Origin of the sequence: Arthrobacter vasquezii, from assembly GCF_029455255.1 — a bacterium.
In the GTDB taxonomy this organism is placed as follows: domain Bacteria; phylum Actinomycetota; class Actinomycetes; order Actinomycetales; family Micrococcaceae; genus Arthrobacter_D; species Arthrobacter_D parietis.
On the sequence record NZ_JAROKN010000031.1, the window covers coordinates 19,740 to 37,427 of the forward strand.

Sequence of the window (17,688 nt, forward strand, 5' to 3'; positions counted from 1 at the left end):
ACGTTTCTTGACGTTTGCTAAGCGGATCGGCTGAGTCCACCCGGAACGGGAGGACGGCGAAGCTGAAGGTTTTCGAGCACGTCCAGCGCTGCGGCGTGCTCGTTGAAGGTGTAGAGGTGAATTCCCGGTGCGCCGGCGTCGAGAGCAGCATTGGCGAGGTTCACCGTTGCCTGAACGCCGATGCGGCGTCGGGCGGCGTCGTCGGTGGCTGCCGCCAGCCGGTTCCGCAGTTGGTGATCCATCTCAATGCCCGCGAGCTCGGCCAGTCGATCAAGCCGGCGCACGCTCGTGAGGGGCATGACGCCGGGGATGATCGGGATGTCGACGCCGGCACGACGGGCAGCGGACACCAGCCGCTGATAGTGGTCGGGGAAGAAAAACACCTGGGTAATTGCGAAATCGGCGCCTGCCGTCTGCTTGGCAAGCAAGGCCTCAATGTCGTGGCCAAAACTGGGCGACTCCGGATGTCTGGTGGCGTACGCCGCGACGCCGACGGCCAGTCTGCCCGCGCAGAGGTGGGCGGTTCGGCGTCGCTCGGCCTCGCGGACGAGTTTCACCAGGTCGCTGGCATAGGGCAGGTCCCCCGCGCCCACACTGGGGTCTTTCGGGGTGTCGCCGCGAAGGGCGAGGATACCCCGGACGCCCAGGGTGATGAGTTCATCCACGAGGTCCAGCAGATACTCTCGGGAATTGCCTACGCAGGTCAGGTGGGCCAGTGGGCGAAGTGATGAATCCGACAGGAGTCGGGAGAGCAACTCGACGGCCGTATCCCGGTTTGAACCGGAGGCGCCGTAGGTCACCGACACGTAATCCGGACTGGTCTGCTCCAGTTCACGGATGGTGCGCCAGAGGGTTTCAGCCGCAGCGGTACTGCGGGGAGGATAAAGCTCATAGGACAGGGCGGGGTAAGGCTGCGAAGCCGGGGGACCTACGGAATAGGCGGACTTGGACGGTGGTGACATTCGTATCCTCGGTCGTTAGGACATCCGGTTACCGCTGCTCAAAGCTTGAGCGCGGATGAGACCGAAATGAAATAAGGGAAAGGAAGCAGGAGAAAGTTCACACAACAGCGCGGCCGCGCTGAAGGGAACTCCTGCGAAACAAATGTCAGGCCCACATGGGGGCACCCACACTCCCTCGATGGGGAGTCGCTGACCCGTTACGGAAGTAACTTGACCTGAACGTTACGGCACCGGCAAGCACGCCTTCAAGAATGTTGCACACCCGCGAAACATTTCTTTCCGGCCGCGGTAAGCGTGCGCTCATTGGACTCTCATAATCGGTTGTCATACTTGAGAAATGCTAAGCTCACTTACCGGTTCGCCGGCCGGAACCCGCGCGAGAAAGCTGATCACCCATGAGAGGGTGCTTCTGGCAATCAAGACAGCCCTCGCTGCCGCCATCGCCTGGTGGATCGCGCTGCGGGTGCCCGGTGTAGCTGCCCAATACCCGTACTACGCCCCGCTCGGCGCGGTGGCCTGCATGTACCCGACGGTCGCCGGCTCGGCCCGTCAGGGCTTACAGACCCTCATCGGTTTGACCGTCGGCTTTGCTCTGGCGTTTCCGATCATCCTCATCGGTGACGTCTCGGTGGTATCCGTCGCCATCGTCGTCGGCGTGGGCGTCCTTGCCGCCGGGCTGCCGAAATTGGGCGCAGGGCGTGACTGGATTCCGATCGCCTCGCTGTTTGTCCTCCTCGTCGGTGGCGATAGCCCGGAGGAGTATTCCTTCGGATACCTCATTCAGATGCTGGTAGGCGTGGTCGTGGGCTTGTCGGTGAACATGCTGGTGTTTCCGCCGCTTCACCTGGACGGCGCGCTCCGTGGGCTCCGGAATTTCCGGGAACTGCTTGCGCAGCAGCTCTCGGACATGGCTGCGGCCCTGGGCGAGTCCTGGCCGCCTGAGCACGAGGAGTGGGCGGAGCGCGAGAGCAGCATGTCGAACCTGGGCCAGGAGGTGCGTTCCGCGGTCCAGCTGGCGGATAGCAGCCGGCGCGGAAACCCGCGGCGGTTGCGCCACAAGCGGGATCTGAGTGCTGATTACCAGCGCCTGCAGGCGATGGAACGGATCGCGTTCCACGTCCAGGACATGACGGAGGTGCTGGCGGGGGTCATCTGGCACACCCCGGAATCCACTCCCCTGCCGCCGGCGCTTGTCGACCCCCTTCGTGATGCAATTGTGCGCACGGCGGAGGCGTTGAATGCCTGGGATCCGGATGGACCCATCATGACAGAGGCGGAGGCCGCTGTAGAACGCTTGATGCAGGAGATCGCCTCCGGCGCAGCAGCGGAACAGCGAATCCAGGCAACGGCTGCGCTAGGCATGGATTTGCGGCGCATTCTGCTGACAGTGCGTGCAGAATCAACGTCGCCGTATGAGGAAGCCGTGCCGGATTCCGAGCAGAGCCAGAGCTAGGCTTCGTCCTCGGGATCAATGCGCACAGCGCCTTCGACAATCCCCAGCTTGCTCAGCTGCTCGGACATGCCCGCGCCGTCCCTGGCGTAAACCCACGGAATCCCGGGGGTGGATCCGGCCGGGCTCTTCTTCGACCGGCCGCCCGCCAGTACCGCCTCGCTTGGTGAGAGTTGGCGGATGGCAATCGCCCGGACGTTCCCCGGATGATTCCGGGCAAATTCGGCGTAGATCGCCTCGTCGTGTTGACCGTCATCGCCGACCAGGAGCCACTTCACTGACGGAAACTCCTCCGCGAGCCGCTCGAGCGAGGATCGCTTGTGTTCCTGGCCGCTCCGGAACCAGCGATCCCGGGTGGGGCCCCAGTCCGTCAGCAGTTTGGGCCCGGCCGGATAGAGGTTTCTCGACAGAAAACGGGTCAGCGCCGGAGCCACGTTCCAGGCGCCCGTGGAGAGGTACAGGACCGGCGCTGCGGGATTCTGCCGCACGATCCTTTCCATGAGCACCGACATTCCGGGAGTCGGCGTGCGGGCATGCTCGTCGAGAACAAATGTGTTCCAGGCCGCCAGGAACGGCCGTGGCAGCGCAGTCACCATCACGGTGTCGTCGATATCGGAGACAACGCCGAACGTCACGTCGTCTTCAACAACACGGACTGGAGCGTCTGCGACAACTGAGTCACCCGACTTGATCCGGACGGTATGCCACCCCGGTGTCAGTGAGGCTTCTACGTGAACGTCGATGACTCCGCCGCGGTCCGCATGCACGACGGCGCTGGTTCCGTCGATTTCGAGTGTCACTTCGGCGTAGCGCACCGGGGCACTGACGAAGTTGCGCCACCCCCGCAGCCCCTCCTTGATGGGTTTCATCATCTCCTTGCCTTCGAGCGGCTGGAGATCGCGGGGATTGGAGAGCACAACGCGTGCCAGAATGCGGACCCAGCTTGTGGTGCCGTAACCGGTGTACGGGATGATCGTCTCCACGCGGCCCCGTTGCTCCGCGATGCGGGTCTGCAGCGCATGCCAGGTGTCGCCGATCATCAAACCGAGGTGGGTTCGCTCCCGCACCTCGTCCTCATGCGGAGGGAGCGCGGGCGCGGGAGGCTCGGGTGATGCCTTGTCGGATGCCATGCGACCAGTCTTGCACGGTCAGAGGCGTCCCTACAGGAGGAATCCCTCAGGCGCTCACTTCGGCATGCTGCTCCACCCGTTTCCAGACCGTGACCGTTCTATGCCCCGGATTGAGGAAGGCGTGATTCTGGGAAGTGACTGTTTCAGCAGTCTTGCTTTCGACAAGCCAGGTCCTCTGACACTGGCGGCATCGCATTAGTCCGCTCATGATCGCCCCATGCTTCGTTCGTGCTTTGAGTTGCCGTTTCCAGTGTGAACTTCATCACTCCAACCTTCAAGAGGTTTCGTCAACCAAATGGATTTATCTGGCCAGCTGTCGTTCATAGCCGGACGGCGCACCGGCGTCGTCAATCTTCCGCCTGACCGTGGCAGTATCGATGTGTGGCCGAACGACTGATGCTCCTGGATACTCCGTCCCTATACTTCCGCGCCTTCTACGGGCTGCCGGACAGTCTCAAAGCAGCCGACGGGATGCCCGTCAACGCCGTGCGCGGGCTGCTCGACATGATTTCCCGGCTGGTGACCGATTACGAACCCACGCACCTCGTCGCGTGCTGGGATGATGACTGGCGGCCGAAATGGCGCGTGGAGCTGATCCCGAGTTATAAGGAGCACCGGGTCGCCAGGAATGTGTCCGACGGTCCTGATGTCGAGGAGACGCCGGAGGGACTGGTTGCCCAGCTGCCCCTGATCCGCGAAGTCCTGGCTTCGCTCGACCTCCCGATCATCGGCGCGGCTCACCACGAAGCAGACGATGTCATCGGCAGCCTTGCCAGCCAGGCAGCCGCGCCGGTGGATATCGTCACCGGTGACCGCGATCTTTTCCAGCTTATCGACGACGCCACCGGCGTCCGCGTCCTGTACACCGCTCGCGGCATGAGCAAACTTGAAGCAGTGACCGATGTGACGGTGGTAAGCAAGTACGCAGTGCTCCCCGGCCAGTACGCCGACTTCGCTGCCTTGCGGGGCGATGCTTCGGACGGGCTGCCCGGAGTTTCCGGCATCGGAGATAAGACAGCGGCCAGCCTGCTCAAGGAGTTTGTTGACCTGGACGGCATCATGGAAGCGGCCTCGAACCCCTCCAGCTCGATGTCTGCGTCGATACGCCGGAAGCTCACAGCTGCAGCAGATTACCTCGCTGTCGCCCCAACCGTGGTGAATGTGGTCAGGGACCTCGACCTCGGATCATTCGAGTCACGGATCAGGCCGCTCGATACCGATCACGAACAAAAGTTGAAGAAACTGGCTGACCAGTGGAATCTCGGCGGAGCGGCGGACCGCGTGCTGAAGGCGTACGCCGCCCGCGGCTAGTTGGCCGGCCGTTCCCGGAGCGCGCGGCCCATGCGCTGGACGGCTTCGGTGAGGATGTCCGGGTGGGTGGCGTAGTTGATGCGCGCGTGACCCGCTCCGCCGCTTCCGAAGACGTGCCCTGAGCTGAGCGCAACGCGGGCGGTGTCGAGAAAAAACCGTGCCGGTCCCGCAAGGTCGGTCACGACGGCTAGACCGCCGCTTCCCGCACCCTCCTCGAATCCGAGCTCGCGAAGGTCGAGCCATGCCAGGTACGTCCCTTCCGGCCTGGTCAACGCCGCCCCGGGGAGATGCTCAACGATGAGGTCTCCCAGCAGCGCCCGGTTATAGTCGAGGCCCGTGAGGAGTGAATCAAGCCACGAGCCACCCTCACGGAAGGCGGCCGTGTGAGCAAGCACACCGAGGTGGCTCGCCCCGTGGCCGACTTCTTCGGGAAGCCGGGCCAGGTCCGATGCTGCAGCTGGACCGGCGAGCAGCAGCGCCGCCTTGAGCCCGGCAAGGTTCCAGGCCTTCGAGGCGGAAACAAGTGAAAACGCGTCTTCACTTCCGGCGACGCTCAAGTACGGTGTGAAGCTGGCGCCCGAGAGTACAAGCGGGGCGTGGATTTCATCGGAGATGACCCGCACACCGTGCCGTTGAGCAAGGACGGCGACTCCTTCGAGTTCCTGGCGTGTGTGGACAGTTCCGGTCGGGTTGTGCGGGTTGCACAGGAGAAACACGGGGTGCTCGGACTGGGAGCTTGCCCTCCGGAATGCATCATCGAGAGCGACCGGATCCAACCGTCCATCCTCACCGAGAGGTGCTGCAAGGACCTTCCGGTCCGCATGCTCGATGAACGCAAAGAACGGCGCGTAAACGGGTGGAGTGACTACCACGGGATCCCCCGGACCGGTGATCAACCAAAGGGTTTCCACTATTCCCAGCATGACGTCCGGAACCAGCGCAACGCGGTCCGGATCGACACCGTCCCACGACCACCGGGCAGCGGCGAACTCCCGAAACGCTTCTGCGTATTCGTTTCCCGCAGGATAGCCGGTGTCTCCGAGGTCGATGGCACGCTTCAATCGGGCGTGGACCGGCGGTGCCAGGGAAACATCCATTTCGGCGACCCACAGCGGCAGAACATCAGCTGCGTAGGTGCGCCACTTCACGCTGGTCCGCTGCTGCAGCTGTGCAAGGGCGAGCTCGGAAAGCGGGTTCATGGACCCAATCTATACACGATCACCAGGAGGGATATGAGCGTCGCCTCGGCTGAGCTGGCTGTGTCACTTGATTGAAGGACCGCCAACGGTTGGTTCGAAAGGTCGGGAGCAGCTGTTGCTGAACTCAACTGTGTCTCGCCGTCGAGCAGAACGCTCATGCCTGCAAGAGAGACCTTTGTCTCCTCACCTGCGCCGTCAAGGAAGGACATAACCTGCCCGTCCGGCAGGAAGGGCGCTACAGAAAGCAGCATAGGCAACATGTTTCCTCCTCCGTTGCGCCGGAGGTCTACTATCCATCCGCAGGCGACTTCGGCCTCCTGGGCAGCAAGTTCTTCGATGGCGGAATTCACGTAATCCGCCACTAGCCCACCGGCGGTTTCATTGAAGGCAGGAATACTCAGAGCGGCTATGTCTTGCCCCACCATGATGGATGACGGAGTTTCCCGTTCCCCTGACTTCGTGGCCGCTATCTCATCAGGGGTGAGGAGGAAGCTGTGATCGCCGGTAGCCTTCCGCAGAACGTCCGCGATGACGGGATAGGTATCCTGCGTGGTCTGTGCCTCGGAAGTCCGTTCCAGCGCGGATTGCTCGACTTGTTCCCAATCCGGACGCAACGAAGTTGCCACGTCGTAGGAGTTCTCCTCAATGAAAGACAGTGCCTGCAACATGTAGGCACGTACGTGTTCCTTTGGCTCCGGCGGTGGTGAATCGGCCTGGACGGAACCGCAGCCTGCTGAAGACAAGACTTAACACACCGATGCTGCCACAACCCTGATAACCGGCGCCCCGGCGGTCTGGTTCAATCCCGGTGCTGGCCGTAGTTGTCGCACATGTGGTTCGCTGGCCTGTCCATCCAGGCGGGCCTATCCCCGAACATCGACGGTCGTGCGCTTGCCACCTCAGGCTCTGTCCTTGACGCCCAGGTCTGTACGGTGTTCATGTACTTGCTTCTGCACCGCTCCCCCAACGCCGTCGTTGATTCAGCCTACATCGCCGATGCTGGTGGCGCCTTTGAGTGGCCAACTGCTGAGTGCGAGCACTGAAAGGCGTCGAAGAACAAAAATCCGCTGAAACCAGGCTACTTCCCTGTGTTCCAGCGGATTGTTGGTGGAGCTGAGGGGACTCGAACCCCTGACCCCCTGCATGCCATGCAGGTGCGCTACCAGCTGCGCCACAGCCCCAAACCCATTGATCCCGCCCTGATCGGGCCGAAGCAACTTGTTCAGTTTAGACAATTTTCCTGCCCCCGCAAAATCGGCGCGACGGCGTCGATTCAACCTTCCAGCGGCGACGACGGCATGGATGCCAGCCCGACGTTATGCTCGGTCAACTGCCATCTGAGCGGCACCGCCGACGACGACGGATTCAGCTCCTCCAGAACCGACCAGTGACAGTTGGCCACACCAGCCAGCGATCCCCAGAGGTTCGCCGGGATACCCATCAGGGCGGCAACGCCTGCGCGGATCGCTCCGCCGTGGCTGACCACGACGAGCGTCTGTCCCGGCGCCAACTGAGCGACGGCCTCTAGCGTCCCCGCCTTCATGCGCCCGCCGACGTCCGACCGGCTCTCTCCACCGCCGGCAGCAACAAAGGGATCACCTTCATGCCACGCCTGCTGCTCCTCAGGAAACCTCGCGCCGATCTCCGCGAACGCAAGTCCCTGCCACTGGCCGGCATAGGTCTCCCGGAAGCGTGGGTCCGTACCCACAGGCACTCCCGTGGCTACGCTCAATGCCGCTGCAGTATCCCGCGCCCGTTCCAGATCCGAGGACACAATGAGCGACGGCGACAGGTGCTTCAGCTCGTGCGCTGCCTGTGCAGCCTGCTGCCTGCCAAGATCATCGAGCGCGATGTCCTCCTGGCCCTGGAACAGGCCGCGGGCGTTCCACTCAGTCCGACCGTGCCGCCAGAAAACGATCCGCCGACCCTCTGGTGCGGAGTCCCCAGCTGCGCTGTCTACGGCGCGCGGACTCACTCGGCGTCGGCGGACGCGGTGTCTGCGGGAGCAGCGCCCGACGCGCCCTCCAGCTGCAGGTCAACCTTGGGGCAGTCGCCCCACAGCCGCTCCAGGGCGTAGAAAACGCGGTCTTCCTGGTGCTGCACGTGAATGACCACCTCAGCGTAATCAAGCAGCACCCAGCGGCCCTCGCTCCGGCCCTCGCGGCGTACGGGTTTCAGGTCCTGCTTTGAGAGTTCTTCTTCGATGCCGTCAACAATGGCGTTGACCTGGCGCTCGCTGGGGGCCGAGGCCACAAGGAAGACGTCAGTGATCGCCAGGCGTTCACTGACGTCGATGGCCACGATGTCCTCTGCAATTTTGTCCGTCGCCGCGCGTGCTGCGGTGCGGGCAATCGCAATAGACGATTCCGATGCGCTCACTAATCTCCTAGGGTGTGGTCGGCTGCTAAAAGCGGCCGACGATCATCATGATTCCGGTGATGAGCGCCAGAGCGCCCAAACCTACTACCGAATACTGCGCGATTCGCATTCGCTGGACACGTGCCAGTCCTGCCGTCATCGCATCAAGGGGCTCCAATCCGTGGGCGCTGCGCGCACGGATTGGCGTGGCGCCGTCGGAACCCGGACGGCGCTGATCACGCACCATTGCCTCCGCCTGCGCTAGCACCTGCGAGCGTCCCGCCGAATCCGGAGACAACGCCGACGACGGCGGCCTGCTCGGCACAGCGGGCGCAGTCACAACCGGGATGTGGGAGGTCGAGGGCTCAGCGCCCTGCGGAATTTCCGTCGGAGCCCGAACGAACTCGACCGGGGAAACGATCGAGAGATTGTGCGCCGTTGTCGGGTCATTGAGCAGCGGCTTGCGCTGCCGGTTCTCCTGCGTGAGCTGCTGGATTTTCTGCGCGCGCGTGTTGAGCACGGCTGCACGCTCGGCAAGTGCCTTCTGCTGGGCGAGGATCTCCAGGTCAACCGAGAAGGGATCGTCCTTCGCCGCCGCTTCCATGACCGCCACCTGGTTTTGCGCTTGGTGAGCAATTGCTTCACGCGCAGCCAGAGCTTGCTCCACCGTCATCCCGTCCGGATGAGCAACGTCAGATGGGCTTACCTCGGCGGGCGACGTGAGAGGAGTGCCTTCAGCCTGCAGCGCCTTCTCGCGGGCTGCCTGCTGCTGGAGACGAAGTTGGCGTCGGGTGGGGATACCTGCGGGCTGGTCAACTTGCTGGTCAGCCAGCGCACGGTAGCTGCGCAGCATTTCGCGGTCACGGGCACGGACCTGCGACAGACGTTCCGTGGACGGAGCCGACACGGCCGACGGCGCGTCCACAGGAGCGTTTGCTGCCCGCCGGCTGCGCCGTTCGCGGGGCGCAGGTTCAAGGCTGACAGCCGCCGGCTTGCCGGACTGCGCCGGCGGCCGGTGCCCGGGCATCAGTGCCCCCTCGGAACTTCCCTGCGACGGCAAGTGGTCCCCGGCGGAGGCTGCGCTCGCTTGTCGGAGCGACCTCCGGCTCTGCGGGGACTCGTGACCGTTACTCATTACTTCTTCACCCAGTGATTGTCATGTTGTTGTGGACACTTCAGGTTGGACCGGCGTTCCCGTCTCAGGGGCACCTTTCCGGTAGAGCCCATGCTTTGCGATGTACTGCACGACGCCGTCCGGAACCAGGTACCAGACCGGCTCTCCACCCGAGACTCGGCGACGGCAGTCTGTCGAAGAAATCGACATAGCCGGAACTTCCATCAGGCTGACGTCCTTGCGTTGCGTGCTCAGTTCATGACCAGGCCTGGTGACACCGACGAAGTGCGCCAGAGACCACAGCTCATCCACGTTCTTCCAGGAGAGAATCTGCGCCATGGCGTCCGCGCCCGTGATGAAGAACAACTCCGCTTCCGGCCGTGTAGCTCGCAGGTCCCGGAGTGTGTCGATCGTGTAGGTAGGGCCCGGGCGGTCGATATCCACCCTGCTCACCGTGAACCGCGGGTTTGATGCCGTGGCCACTACGGTCATGAGGTAGCGGTGCTCGGCCGGGCTGACTTCCTGGGCATTTTTCTGCCAGGGTTGGCCCGTCGGAACAAAGACGACTTCGTCGAGTTCGAAGGCTGCCGCAACTTCACTGGCCGCAACGAGGTGACCGTGGTGGATCGGATCGAAGGTTCCACCCATGACTCCCAGACGCCAGCGGGCAGGGCCATCGGAAGGGCGAGCGTTCGGGAGTATCCCTTGCTCAGGGGTGGACGCGGGCGGAGCGGTCAACGAGATCAGTGGGCCGATTCGCCGTGATCATGCTTGTTCGGATGCTGGCGATGGGGATCGGCGTGCTCCTGCACTGCCTCATGCCGGTGCCCCAGGCTGGTGAACGCGATAGTGACGAACATCAGCAACAACAGCAACCCCATGATGATGGCGCCGTACGCGATGGCAGGCATCGGAAGCTCGTTGTGGTGCTCGGCAGTCTCGCCTGCAACAACAGCAACGTTGAGGATTTGTGTCAGCATTCTTCTCCCCTTGGGAACGAGGTGTCCGCCCGCCGCCGGGCGCGGGTCAGCGCGTACTTTCAGTACTGTTTCGGTACTATCCTACGCGTTACTACCGCCGGATCTGTCCGTCGCCCTGGATGATCCACTTCGTGGTGGTCAGTTCGCGCAAGCCCATTGGTCCCCGGGCATGCATCTTCTGAGTGGAGATGCCGACCTCGGCGCCCAGGCCGAGCTCGCCGCCGTCGGTGAATCGCGTGGAAGCATTGACAATGACGGCCGCCGAATCCACACCGGCAATGAACTCTTCAGACCGTGCCAGGTTATTGGTGATGATGGCTTCGGTGTGGCCGGTGCTCCAGGTACGGATGTGCTCCAGCGCTTCATCCACGGTGTCCACCATTGCAACGGCGATGTCGAGATCCATGTATTCACGCGCCCAGTCATCCTCGCTGGCTGTATCAGCGCTTACGCCCTGCGGGAGGATACCCTGTATCCGGGCGTCTGCGTGGATACGCACACCGGCACCGGACAGTGCTTCCAGAACTGCCGCGGCAGCCTTCGCGTCCTTGTGCACGAGGAGGGTCTCAACCGTGTTGCAGACACTGGGGCGCTGTGTCTTGGCATTGAGCAGGATGTCTACCGCCATCTCCTCGTCCGCGCTCTCATCGAGGAAGATGTGAACGTTGCCTTCGCCCGTCTCAATGACGGGTACGGCTGCATTGCTGACTACCGTCTGGATCAGGTCATGGCCACCGCGGGGAATCAGTACATCCACCCGTCCGCGTGCCTTCATCAGGACGTTGGCTCCTTCGCGGCCGAACTCGTCCACAGTCTGCACGGCATCCGCAGGCAGCCCCGTGCGGTCCAGTGCATCCCGGATAATGCCAAGAAGCGCAGCATTGGTATGAGCGGCGGCACTGCCACCACGCAGGATGACGGCGTTGCCGCTCTTCAGTGCGAGGCCGGCGATGTCCACCGTCACATTGGGCCGGGCCTCGTAGATGGCTGCGACCACACCGAGGGGAACGTGGACCTGCCGGAGACGGACGCCATTAGGCAGAGTTTGCCCGCGGTCGATGGTACCTACGGGATCCGGCAGGCCGGCAAGGTTCTCCAGCGCTGCGGCCAAACCCGCAATCCGTTCTTCGCTCAGGCTCAACCGGTCAAGCAGGGCAGCTGAGGTGCCCTTGGCACGCCCCGACTCCAGGTCCTTCTGGTTGGCCCGAAGAATGGCGCCCTGATTGGCTACGAGTGCCTCACCAATGGCTTCGAGCGCCTTGTCCTTATGGGACCGGTTGGCCCGGGCAACGATCCGCGATGCGGTTCTGGCGCGGTCCGCTATGGCGTGCACAGCCTGCTCGACGTTCACCGGCGTGGCCGGCTGCTCGCCGTCGGCGGATTCGGTGGTTGTCTGATGGGCAGTCTGCTGTGTAGTCACGTCAGTCATCACTCCAGTCTAACGAGCGCGTCCTCCCAACCCCAGCCGGGGTCAGGAAGGTGCGACCGTATTGAGCACGACCAGGTCGTTGACGTGCACCACTGAACGCTCGTATTCCCTGCCGAGTTCCTTCGACAGCTCGCGGGTGGTCCTGCCGAGCATCCGCGGCAACTCGAATGAGCTGTAGTTCACAAGCCCCCGGGCAATGACCGAACCGGTTCGGTCCACCATCTCGACGGGATCCCCTGCCTCAAACTCTCCGCCGACTGAAACGATTCCCGCCGACAGGAGCGACCGCCGCCGCTCCCCCACGGCTTTGGCCGCGCCGTCGTCAAGCGTGAGCGTTCCCTGAATCCGGGCCAGATGGGCCAGCCAGAGCAGGCGGATCGGCTGGCGGCGGCCATTGGTGCTGAACCAGGTTCCCACGTCCTCTCCAGCCAATGCCGGTCCGGCGTTATCCGCTGATGTGACCAGTGCTGGAATGCCGGAGGAAGCCGCGATCGTGGCGGCTTCGACCTTCGTCACCATACCGCCCGTACCGACCCCGGCCTTCCCTGTCTTGCCGATGCTCACCCCTTCGAGGTCCTGAGGTCCACGGACTTCGGGGATGCGCTTTGCTCCGTCCTTGGGTGGACCGTCATAGAGGGAGTCGACATCAGAAAGCAGGATCAGCGCATCAGCCTTGACCAGGTGGGCAACCAACGCTGCAAGGCGGTCATTGTCCCCGAAGCGGATCTCGGAGCTTGCCACGGTGTCGTTCTCGTTGACGATGGGGACCACGCCGAAGTTCAGGAGCCGCTCCATTGCGCGGTGCGCATTCGCGTAGTGGCTTCGCCGTATCAGGTCATCGAGGGTCAGCAGGACCTGGCTGACGGTGACCCCGTGAGCGCCGAATGCGTGGGTGTAGCGCGCCATGAGCAGGCCCTGCCCCACACTGGCAGCCGCCTGCTGCGACGAGAGCTGGTTCGGTCGCCGTGGGAGTCCAAGCGGAGCGAGGCCCGCTGCAATTGCTCCCGAGGAGACGAGGATGACCTCGGTTCCTTCGTTATGGCGGGCAGCGAGCACATCGGACAGGGCGAACAGCGCTTCATCGGAGAGTCCTCCGGAGAGCGACGTGAGGGAAGATGAACCTACCTTGACAACAATTCTCTTGGCCTTCGCCAGTCCGGAGCGGGTTTTGATCGGGCGCTTTACTGTCATCTATTCCTTCTGTTGATTGCGGATTTTCTGGTGCTCGGCGAAATCAGTCCTCGCCAGCGTCACCGCCGGAGCCGGTGTCGGTGGCGCCGTCGTTCTTCGCTGCCTTCGGACCGGAGTGCTTGTAGTTGACCGACTCCGTCCAGATGCCGGCCTTCCGCTCTGCCTCGAGTTCTTCGCGCGCTGCGGCCCGCGCATCCTTCCGGTTCTGGTGGTCCTCACGCTTCTGGTCACGCGTGGGGCGCACGTACTCGGCCAAACGGATGTCGGTACCGCGCGGAGAAGCGAGAAGTTCAGCGCCGCCCATCATGGTTGGCTCCCAGTCGAAGACGACGCCGTCGCCCTCGCCGATCACCACGGTGTCCCCCGGCTTCGCTCCGCTCCTGAAGAGCTGTTCCTCAACACCCAACTTAGCGAGCCTGTCCGCAAGGTAGCCAACAGCCTCGTCATTTGTGAAGTCGGTCTGCTTCACCCAGCGCTCGGGCTTCTCACCCAACACCCGAAAGAGGGGTTCGAGGTTTTTCTCCTCGCGCCGGATGACGAATCCCTTTTCGTTGACTGCGCGCGGACGGAGCACCGGAGGAGCCACAACCGGAGGTGCGGTTTTGAGCAGCTCGCGGGCCTCGCGCACAATCTCCGCCATCGCGAACCCGAGCTGCCGGAGCCCTTCATGGCTTGTAGCTGACACCTCGAAGACACGGTAACCGCGGGCTTCAAGTTCCGGACGCACAAACTCTGCCATGTCACGGCCGTCTGGCACATCCACCTTATTGAGTGCCACCAGGCGCGGGCGCTCATTGAGCGGCACAACCTCACCGCCGGGACCGGCGTAACTCATGTCAACAGCGTAGCGATCAAGCTCGCTCTCAATGATTTCGAGGTCCTTCAGCGGGTCCCTGTCAGTCTCGAGCGCGGCGCAGTCAAGCACATGGACGAGGGCGGCACACCGTTCGACGTGTCGAAGGAAGTCATGGCCCAGTCCCCTTCCTTCGCTTGCGCCCTCAATGAGTCCGGGGACATCCGCGATGGTGAAGCGGACCTCGCCGGCCTGTACGACTCCAAGGTTGGGACGCAGAGTGGTGAACGGGTAGTCGGCAATCTTGGGGCGGGCCGCAGACATGGCGGCAATGAGGCTGGATTTGCCGGCCGAGGGGAACCCGACCAGGGCGATGTCAGCGATGGATTTGAGTTCCAGCACCACATCCCGAGCATCACCCGGGATACCCAGGAGTGCAAACCCGGGGGCCTTGCGCTTCTGCGACGATAGTGAGGAGTTACCGAGACCACCCTGTCCACCGGCTGCTGCCACATACTCGGTACCGGCGCCGACGAGGTCAGCCAGCACTTCGCCGTCGCGCGTCTTCACTACCGTGCCGTCCGGAACGGGAAGGATGAGCGTCTCGCCCCTCTTTCCCTCGCGCCAGTCACCCATGCCGTTTCCACCGTTGGTGGCATGGCGGTGGGGGGCATGATGGTAGTCCAGCAGGGTTGTGGTCTGCGGTTCCACACGAAGGATGACGGCTCCGCCGTCACCGCCGTTCCCACCGTCAGGCCCGCCCAGCGGCTTGAACTTCTCCCGCTTGACCGAGACGCACCCGTGCCCGCCGGTGCCGCCCGAGACGTGCAGAACTACCCGGTCAACGAAGCTTGCCACGGTGTACTCCTCTTGAGAAACTTCTCATTTTTGCCGAGTTTATCGGCTTAAAAGAAAATGGGGTGAGCCTGATTGGCTCACCCCACCCTAGTGCTCTTGTATAACGCTGCTTTGGTGTGCGGTTGCGAGTACTACTCGGCAGCCGCACCCACGATGTTGACAACGCGACGTCCACGGCGGGTACCGAACTCAACGGCACCGGCTTCCAGGGCGAACAGCGTGTCATCGCCGCCACGACCGACGTTGGCGCCGGGGTGGAAGTGGGTTCCGCGCTGGCGGACGATGATTTCGCCTGCCTTGACGACCTGTCCGCCGAAGCGCTTCACGCCGAGGTACTGCGCATTGGAGTCGCGACCGTTGCGAGTGGAACTCGCGCCCTTCTTATGTGCCATCTGTTATGCCTGCCCTTTTCTGAAACAGAATCTTTGGATCAAGGAACCTGCAGCGGTTACTTGATACCCGTGATCTTGACCTTGGTGAGCTCTGAACGGTGACCCTGGCGCTTCTTGTAGCCGGTCTTGTTCTTGAACTTCTGGATAACAATCTTCGGGCCCCGAAGATTCTCGACGATTTCGGCAGTGACACTGACCTTTGCCAGGTCCTGTGCTGCTGAAGTCACCTTGTCGCCGTCTACCAGAAGGAGAGCAGGCAGCTGGAAGCTGCTGCCGGCCTCACCGGGGACGCGGTCAAGGGTTACGAGGTCTCCCACGGAAACCTTTTCTTGGCGGCCGCCTGCGCGGACAATCGCGTACACCACTTGGGAACTCACTTCTCTCGACGATCAAACTGTTTGCATACTGTTTCCGGGACCGTACGCTGTTCTCAGCGCAGCCGGAGGGGTGCTAGTGCACTCACGATGCATCCACGCCCCGAAAATAGCCATACGAGGGCGCCGCACCGAAGATCTAGATTACGGCAATTTCGCGGAATCCCGCAAATCAAGGCGTGTCGGCGCGTCAAAAAACTCATGTTCATACCAGGCAGATGCTTCGAATGCCTCGATCATGGCCTCCCTGTCTGCGGGCGGGGCAGCAGCGAAACACGAATCTGCGATGGAGATTGCACGTGCGGTGGCCTCCGCGAACGCTGGATCGGCGTACGTTTCCAGCCAGTTTGCGTACGGGTGGTCCGTGCCGGCTCCGTTGCCGATCCACTGCGAGTGCAGGGCATTGCCCACGTGTGCGTAAAGCCAATAGCACGGCAGGACCGCCGCCACCAGGACGGCGTAGCCTGCGTTGGCAGAGGCCGCCAGCAGATGGTCAACGTAGGCCCTCGTCACCCGCCCCTGGGCCGGTGACTGCCCGCGTCCGGTCAGCCACGTCCGGTGGAGCTCGGATTCCACCTCAAGGCAACTGAGTGCCGACTTCGCCCAGAAGAGTTGCTCAGCCTCGCTGGGTGCAAGAGCGCTTGCCCTGGACAGCACGCGCGAGTAGCCCCTCAGATACATGGCGTCCTGTGCCAGATAATACGCAAACTGTTCAGGCGGCAGGCTACCGTCGCCGAGCGCCCGTACGAACCCGAGCGTCTCGATCGCCAGACGGTGGCTTGTGGTGAGCTCCCAGACCTGCTCGCTGAACGGGCGCTCCTCTGGCGGGGGCGCCGGGATCGGCCCGGGTACGAACTCATGGAAGTGATGGATCGGTCCGTTTCCCTGCCCCACGTTGAGCTCGTCGGCTCGTTCGAGCGCGCCCCGAAGCCATTTCTTCACGATCAGCAGCGACTGGTGCCAGTTCCCGGTGCGCGTCTGGACGGTCGCCAGGGCCGCCGAAAGGGAGCAGCCGGTACCGTGCGTGTTCCGTGTATCGATGCGAGTACCGCCCACCACGGAGACTGTGCCGGCGTCGCCGGACGCGTCTACGAGCGCGTCCGGGCATTCCAGGGCACCTTCCAGATGGCCGCCCTTGACCAGCACCGAGGTACCCGTTGAAGCTGCAAGCCGTTTGCCCTGCTCCACAGCCGCTTCCCAGCCTGTCGCAACCGGCTCGCCGAGCAGTACCGCGAGCTCCGGCAGGTTCGGCGTCACGAGGTCAGCGAGCGGCACCAGGGCGCGCAACTCGTCCTCCGCGTCGGAGGCCAGCAGCCTGTCCCCGCTGGTTGCAACCATGACCGGATCGAGGACGATGACGGCCCCGGTCGATCGCGGCAGCCATCGCCTGACTGTGCGGATGGTTTCCGCGTCTCCGAGCATCCCGATCTTCACCGCATCAATGGTGACGTCATCACTGACCGCCTGCAGCTGTTCATCGAGGAACGTCGACGGCGGTGTATGCACGCTGCGCACCCCGCGGGTGTTCTGCGCAACAAGGGAAGTGACTACCGCCATACCGTAGCCACCCTGCGCCCCGATGCTTTTCAGGTCAGCCTGAAGACCAGCCCCGCCGGTGGGGTCTGTTCCCGCAATGCTCAGCACGTGCGGAATAGTCCGCGCCCGCGCTGGAACCGATAGGGCTTCTGTGTGCTCCACTGTGTCTACGAGCGTGCGAATACTCATCCGCGACATCCCTCCGCTAGGCCAAAGGCCGCCTATTGACGGCCATCTCTAGATCAGGTTCAACGCGTTTCATCTCAGCCCGGAACCGGGCACCGCGTGTCACTGTGGCCTACCCTACCGTGCAGGGGGCTCACCGCCCGCAATCAGAACACGCCGCCCCCTTCAGACCGGGAACGGCGCGTTCCGTCGAGCGACGATTGCTACAGCTCGGAGGCCGGCACCCCGACTCCCAGGATCATGGGCTCGTCCGACTGCTGCGGTTTGGGCGCAGCTTTGCCGGCACGTGCAACATACTGTGTTCCGGCTGCCGGTGCGTCCGCCACGGTAGCGGCACGCTCGATCGTGGCGTTCTCAGCCGAGCCCTGGGCGCTGCTGGCGGCTCGGTGCCGCCGCTTACGGTGACCGGACGATGGGGCCGCACC

General features: G+C 63.2%; 19 protein-coding genes, 1 tRNA gene and 1 riboswitch. Of the genes, 3 read left to right on the top strand and 17 right to left on the bottom strand.

Going from position 1 to position 17,688, the window contains the following annotated elements:
* Nucleotides 1-17: 17 nt before the first annotated feature.
* Nucleotides 18-962, bottom strand: a complete 945-nt coding sequence (locus tag P4U43_RS11625) for a methylenetetrahydrofolate reductase (protein ID WP_277358880.1) — start codon at nt 960-962, stop codon at nt 18-20.
* A 337-nt stretch (nt 963-1,299) separates the two neighbouring features.
* Here P4U43_RS11625 and P4U43_RS11630 point away from each other — a divergent pair, with 337 nt between their 5' ends.
* The gene (locus tag P4U43_RS11630) at nt 1,300-2,415 is read left to right on the top strand and encodes an FUSC family protein (protein WP_277358881.1); all 1,116 of its coding nucleotides are present in this window, start codon (nt 1,300-1,302) and stop codon (nt 2,413-2,415) included.
* Here the strand turns inward: P4U43_RS11630 and P4U43_RS11635 are convergent.
* Nucleotides 2,412-3,542 (bottom strand): App1 family protein, encoded by a 1,131-nt coding sequence (locus P4U43_RS11635; protein WP_404800733.1) that lies wholly within the window; start codon nt 3,540-3,542, stop codon nt 2,412-2,414. The genes P4U43_RS11630 and P4U43_RS11635 overlap by 4 nt on opposite strands.
* A 381-nt stretch (nt 3,543-3,923) precedes the next feature.
* Here P4U43_RS11635 and P4U43_RS11640 point away from each other — a divergent pair, with 381 nt between their 5' ends.
* Nucleotides 3,924-4,853, top strand: coding sequence for a 5'-3' exonuclease (locus tag P4U43_RS11640; RefSeq protein WP_277358882.1), 930 nt, complete (start codon nt 3,924-3,926; stop codon nt 4,851-4,853).
* On the opposite strand, the gene P4U43_RS11645 is transcribed toward P4U43_RS11640, so the two are convergent.
* Nucleotides 4,850-6,052, bottom strand: a complete 1,203-nt coding sequence (locus tag P4U43_RS11645) for a MalY/PatB family protein (RefSeq protein ID WP_277358883.1) — start codon at nt 6,050-6,052, stop codon at nt 4,850-4,852. The two genes, P4U43_RS11640 and P4U43_RS11645, sit on opposite strands and share 4 nt — an antisense overlap.
* A complete protein-coding gene (locus tag P4U43_RS11650) occupies nt 6,049-6,720 on the bottom strand; it encodes a S41 family peptidase (protein WP_277358884.1) in 672 nt (223 codons plus the stop codon). Before P4U43_RS11650 ends, P4U43_RS11645 begins: the two co-directional genes overlap by 4 nt.
* A gap of 162 nt (nt 6,721-6,882) precedes the next feature.
* Here P4U43_RS11650 and P4U43_RS11655 point away from each other — a divergent pair, with 162 nt between their 5' ends.
* Entirely contained in the window at nt 6,883-7,095 is a 213-nt protein-coding gene (locus tag P4U43_RS11655) for a hypothetical protein (RefSeq protein ID WP_277358885.1), read from the top strand.
* 62 nt (nt 7,096-7,157) lie between these two features.
* Here P4U43_RS11655 and P4U43_RS11660 read toward each other — a convergent pair.
* From P4U43_RS11660 to P4U43_RS11720, 13 genes are all read right to left on the bottom strand, one after another.
* A tRNA-Ala gene (locus P4U43_RS11660) sits at nt 7,158-7,233 on the bottom strand.
* A 92-nt stretch (nt 7,234-7,325) separates the two neighbouring features.
* Complete coding sequence (locus tag P4U43_RS11665) at nt 7,326-8,027, bottom strand: histidine phosphatase family protein (RefSeq protein WP_056547315.1); 702 nt, start codon at nt 8,025-8,027, stop codon at nt 7,326-7,328.
* Complete coding sequence (gene rsfS / locus P4U43_RS11670; protein WP_277358886.1) at nt 8,024-8,431, bottom strand: ribosome silencing factor; 408 nt, start codon at nt 8,429-8,431, stop codon at nt 8,024-8,026. Before rsfS ends, P4U43_RS11665 begins: the two co-directional genes overlap by 4 nt.
* Before the next feature lie 25 nt (nt 8,432-8,456).
* Nucleotides 8,457-9,437, bottom strand: a complete 981-nt coding sequence (locus tag P4U43_RS11675) for a hypothetical protein (RefSeq protein ID WP_277358887.1) — start codon at nt 9,435-9,437, stop codon at nt 8,457-8,459.
* A 129-nt stretch (nt 9,438-9,566) separates the two neighbouring features.
* Entirely contained in the window at nt 9,567-10,226 is a 660-nt protein-coding gene (gene nadD / locus P4U43_RS11680; protein ID WP_277358894.1) for a nicotinate-nucleotide adenylyltransferase, read from the bottom strand.
* Between the two features lie 41 nt (nt 10,227-10,267).
* Nucleotides 10,268-10,504 carry a hypothetical protein gene (locus tag P4U43_RS11685; RefSeq protein ID WP_277358888.1) on the bottom strand — a complete coding sequence of 79 codons (237 nt, stop codon included), beginning with the start codon at nt 10,502-10,504 and terminating at the stop codon, nt 10,268-10,270.
* 91 nt (nt 10,505-10,595) lie between these two features.
* Nucleotides 10,596-11,933, bottom strand: a complete 1,338-nt coding sequence (locus tag P4U43_RS11690; RefSeq protein ID WP_404800734.1) for a glutamate-5-semialdehyde dehydrogenase — start codon at nt 11,931-11,933, stop codon at nt 10,596-10,598.
* A gap of 42 nt (nt 11,934-11,975) precedes the next feature.
* Nucleotides 11,976-13,124 carry a glutamate 5-kinase gene (proB, locus tag P4U43_RS11695; protein ID WP_056547298.1) on the bottom strand — a complete coding sequence of 383 codons (1,149 nt, stop codon included), beginning with the start codon at nt 13,122-13,124 and terminating at the stop codon, nt 11,976-11,978.
* A gap of 43 nt (nt 13,125-13,167) precedes the next feature.
* Nucleotides 13,168-14,775, bottom strand: coding sequence for a GTPase ObgE (gene obgE, locus P4U43_RS11700; protein WP_056547294.1), 1,608 nt, complete (start codon nt 14,773-14,775; stop codon nt 13,168-13,170).
* Between the two features lie 131 nt (nt 14,776-14,906).
* Complete coding sequence (gene rpmA, locus P4U43_RS11705) at nt 14,907-15,167, bottom strand: 50S ribosomal protein L27 (RefSeq protein WP_026545518.1); 261 nt, start codon at nt 15,165-15,167, stop codon at nt 14,907-14,909.
* A 56-nt stretch (nt 15,168-15,223) separates the two neighbouring features.
* Nucleotides 15,224-15,532 (bottom strand): 50S ribosomal protein L21, encoded by a 309-nt coding sequence (gene rplU, locus P4U43_RS11710; RefSeq protein ID WP_056547291.1) that lies wholly within the window; start codon nt 15,530-15,532, stop codon nt 15,224-15,226.
* Between the two features lie 153 nt (nt 15,533-15,685).
* Nucleotides 15,686-17,266: a bifunctional hydroxymethylpyrimidine kinase/phosphomethylpyrimidine kinase gene (locus tag P4U43_RS11715; RefSeq protein ID WP_277358890.1), complete on the bottom strand. Its 1,581-nt coding sequence runs from the start codon at nt 17,264-17,266 to the stop codon at nt 15,686-15,688.
* Nucleotides 17,258-17,373: riboswitch (TPP riboswitch) on the bottom strand. (Overlaps the previous gene by 9 nt.)
* Nucleotides 17,374-17,466: 93 nt before the next feature.
* The coding region (locus P4U43_RS11720; RefSeq protein ID WP_277358891.1) for a hypothetical protein at nt 17,467-17,688 on the bottom strand (222 nt) is incomplete at its 5' end.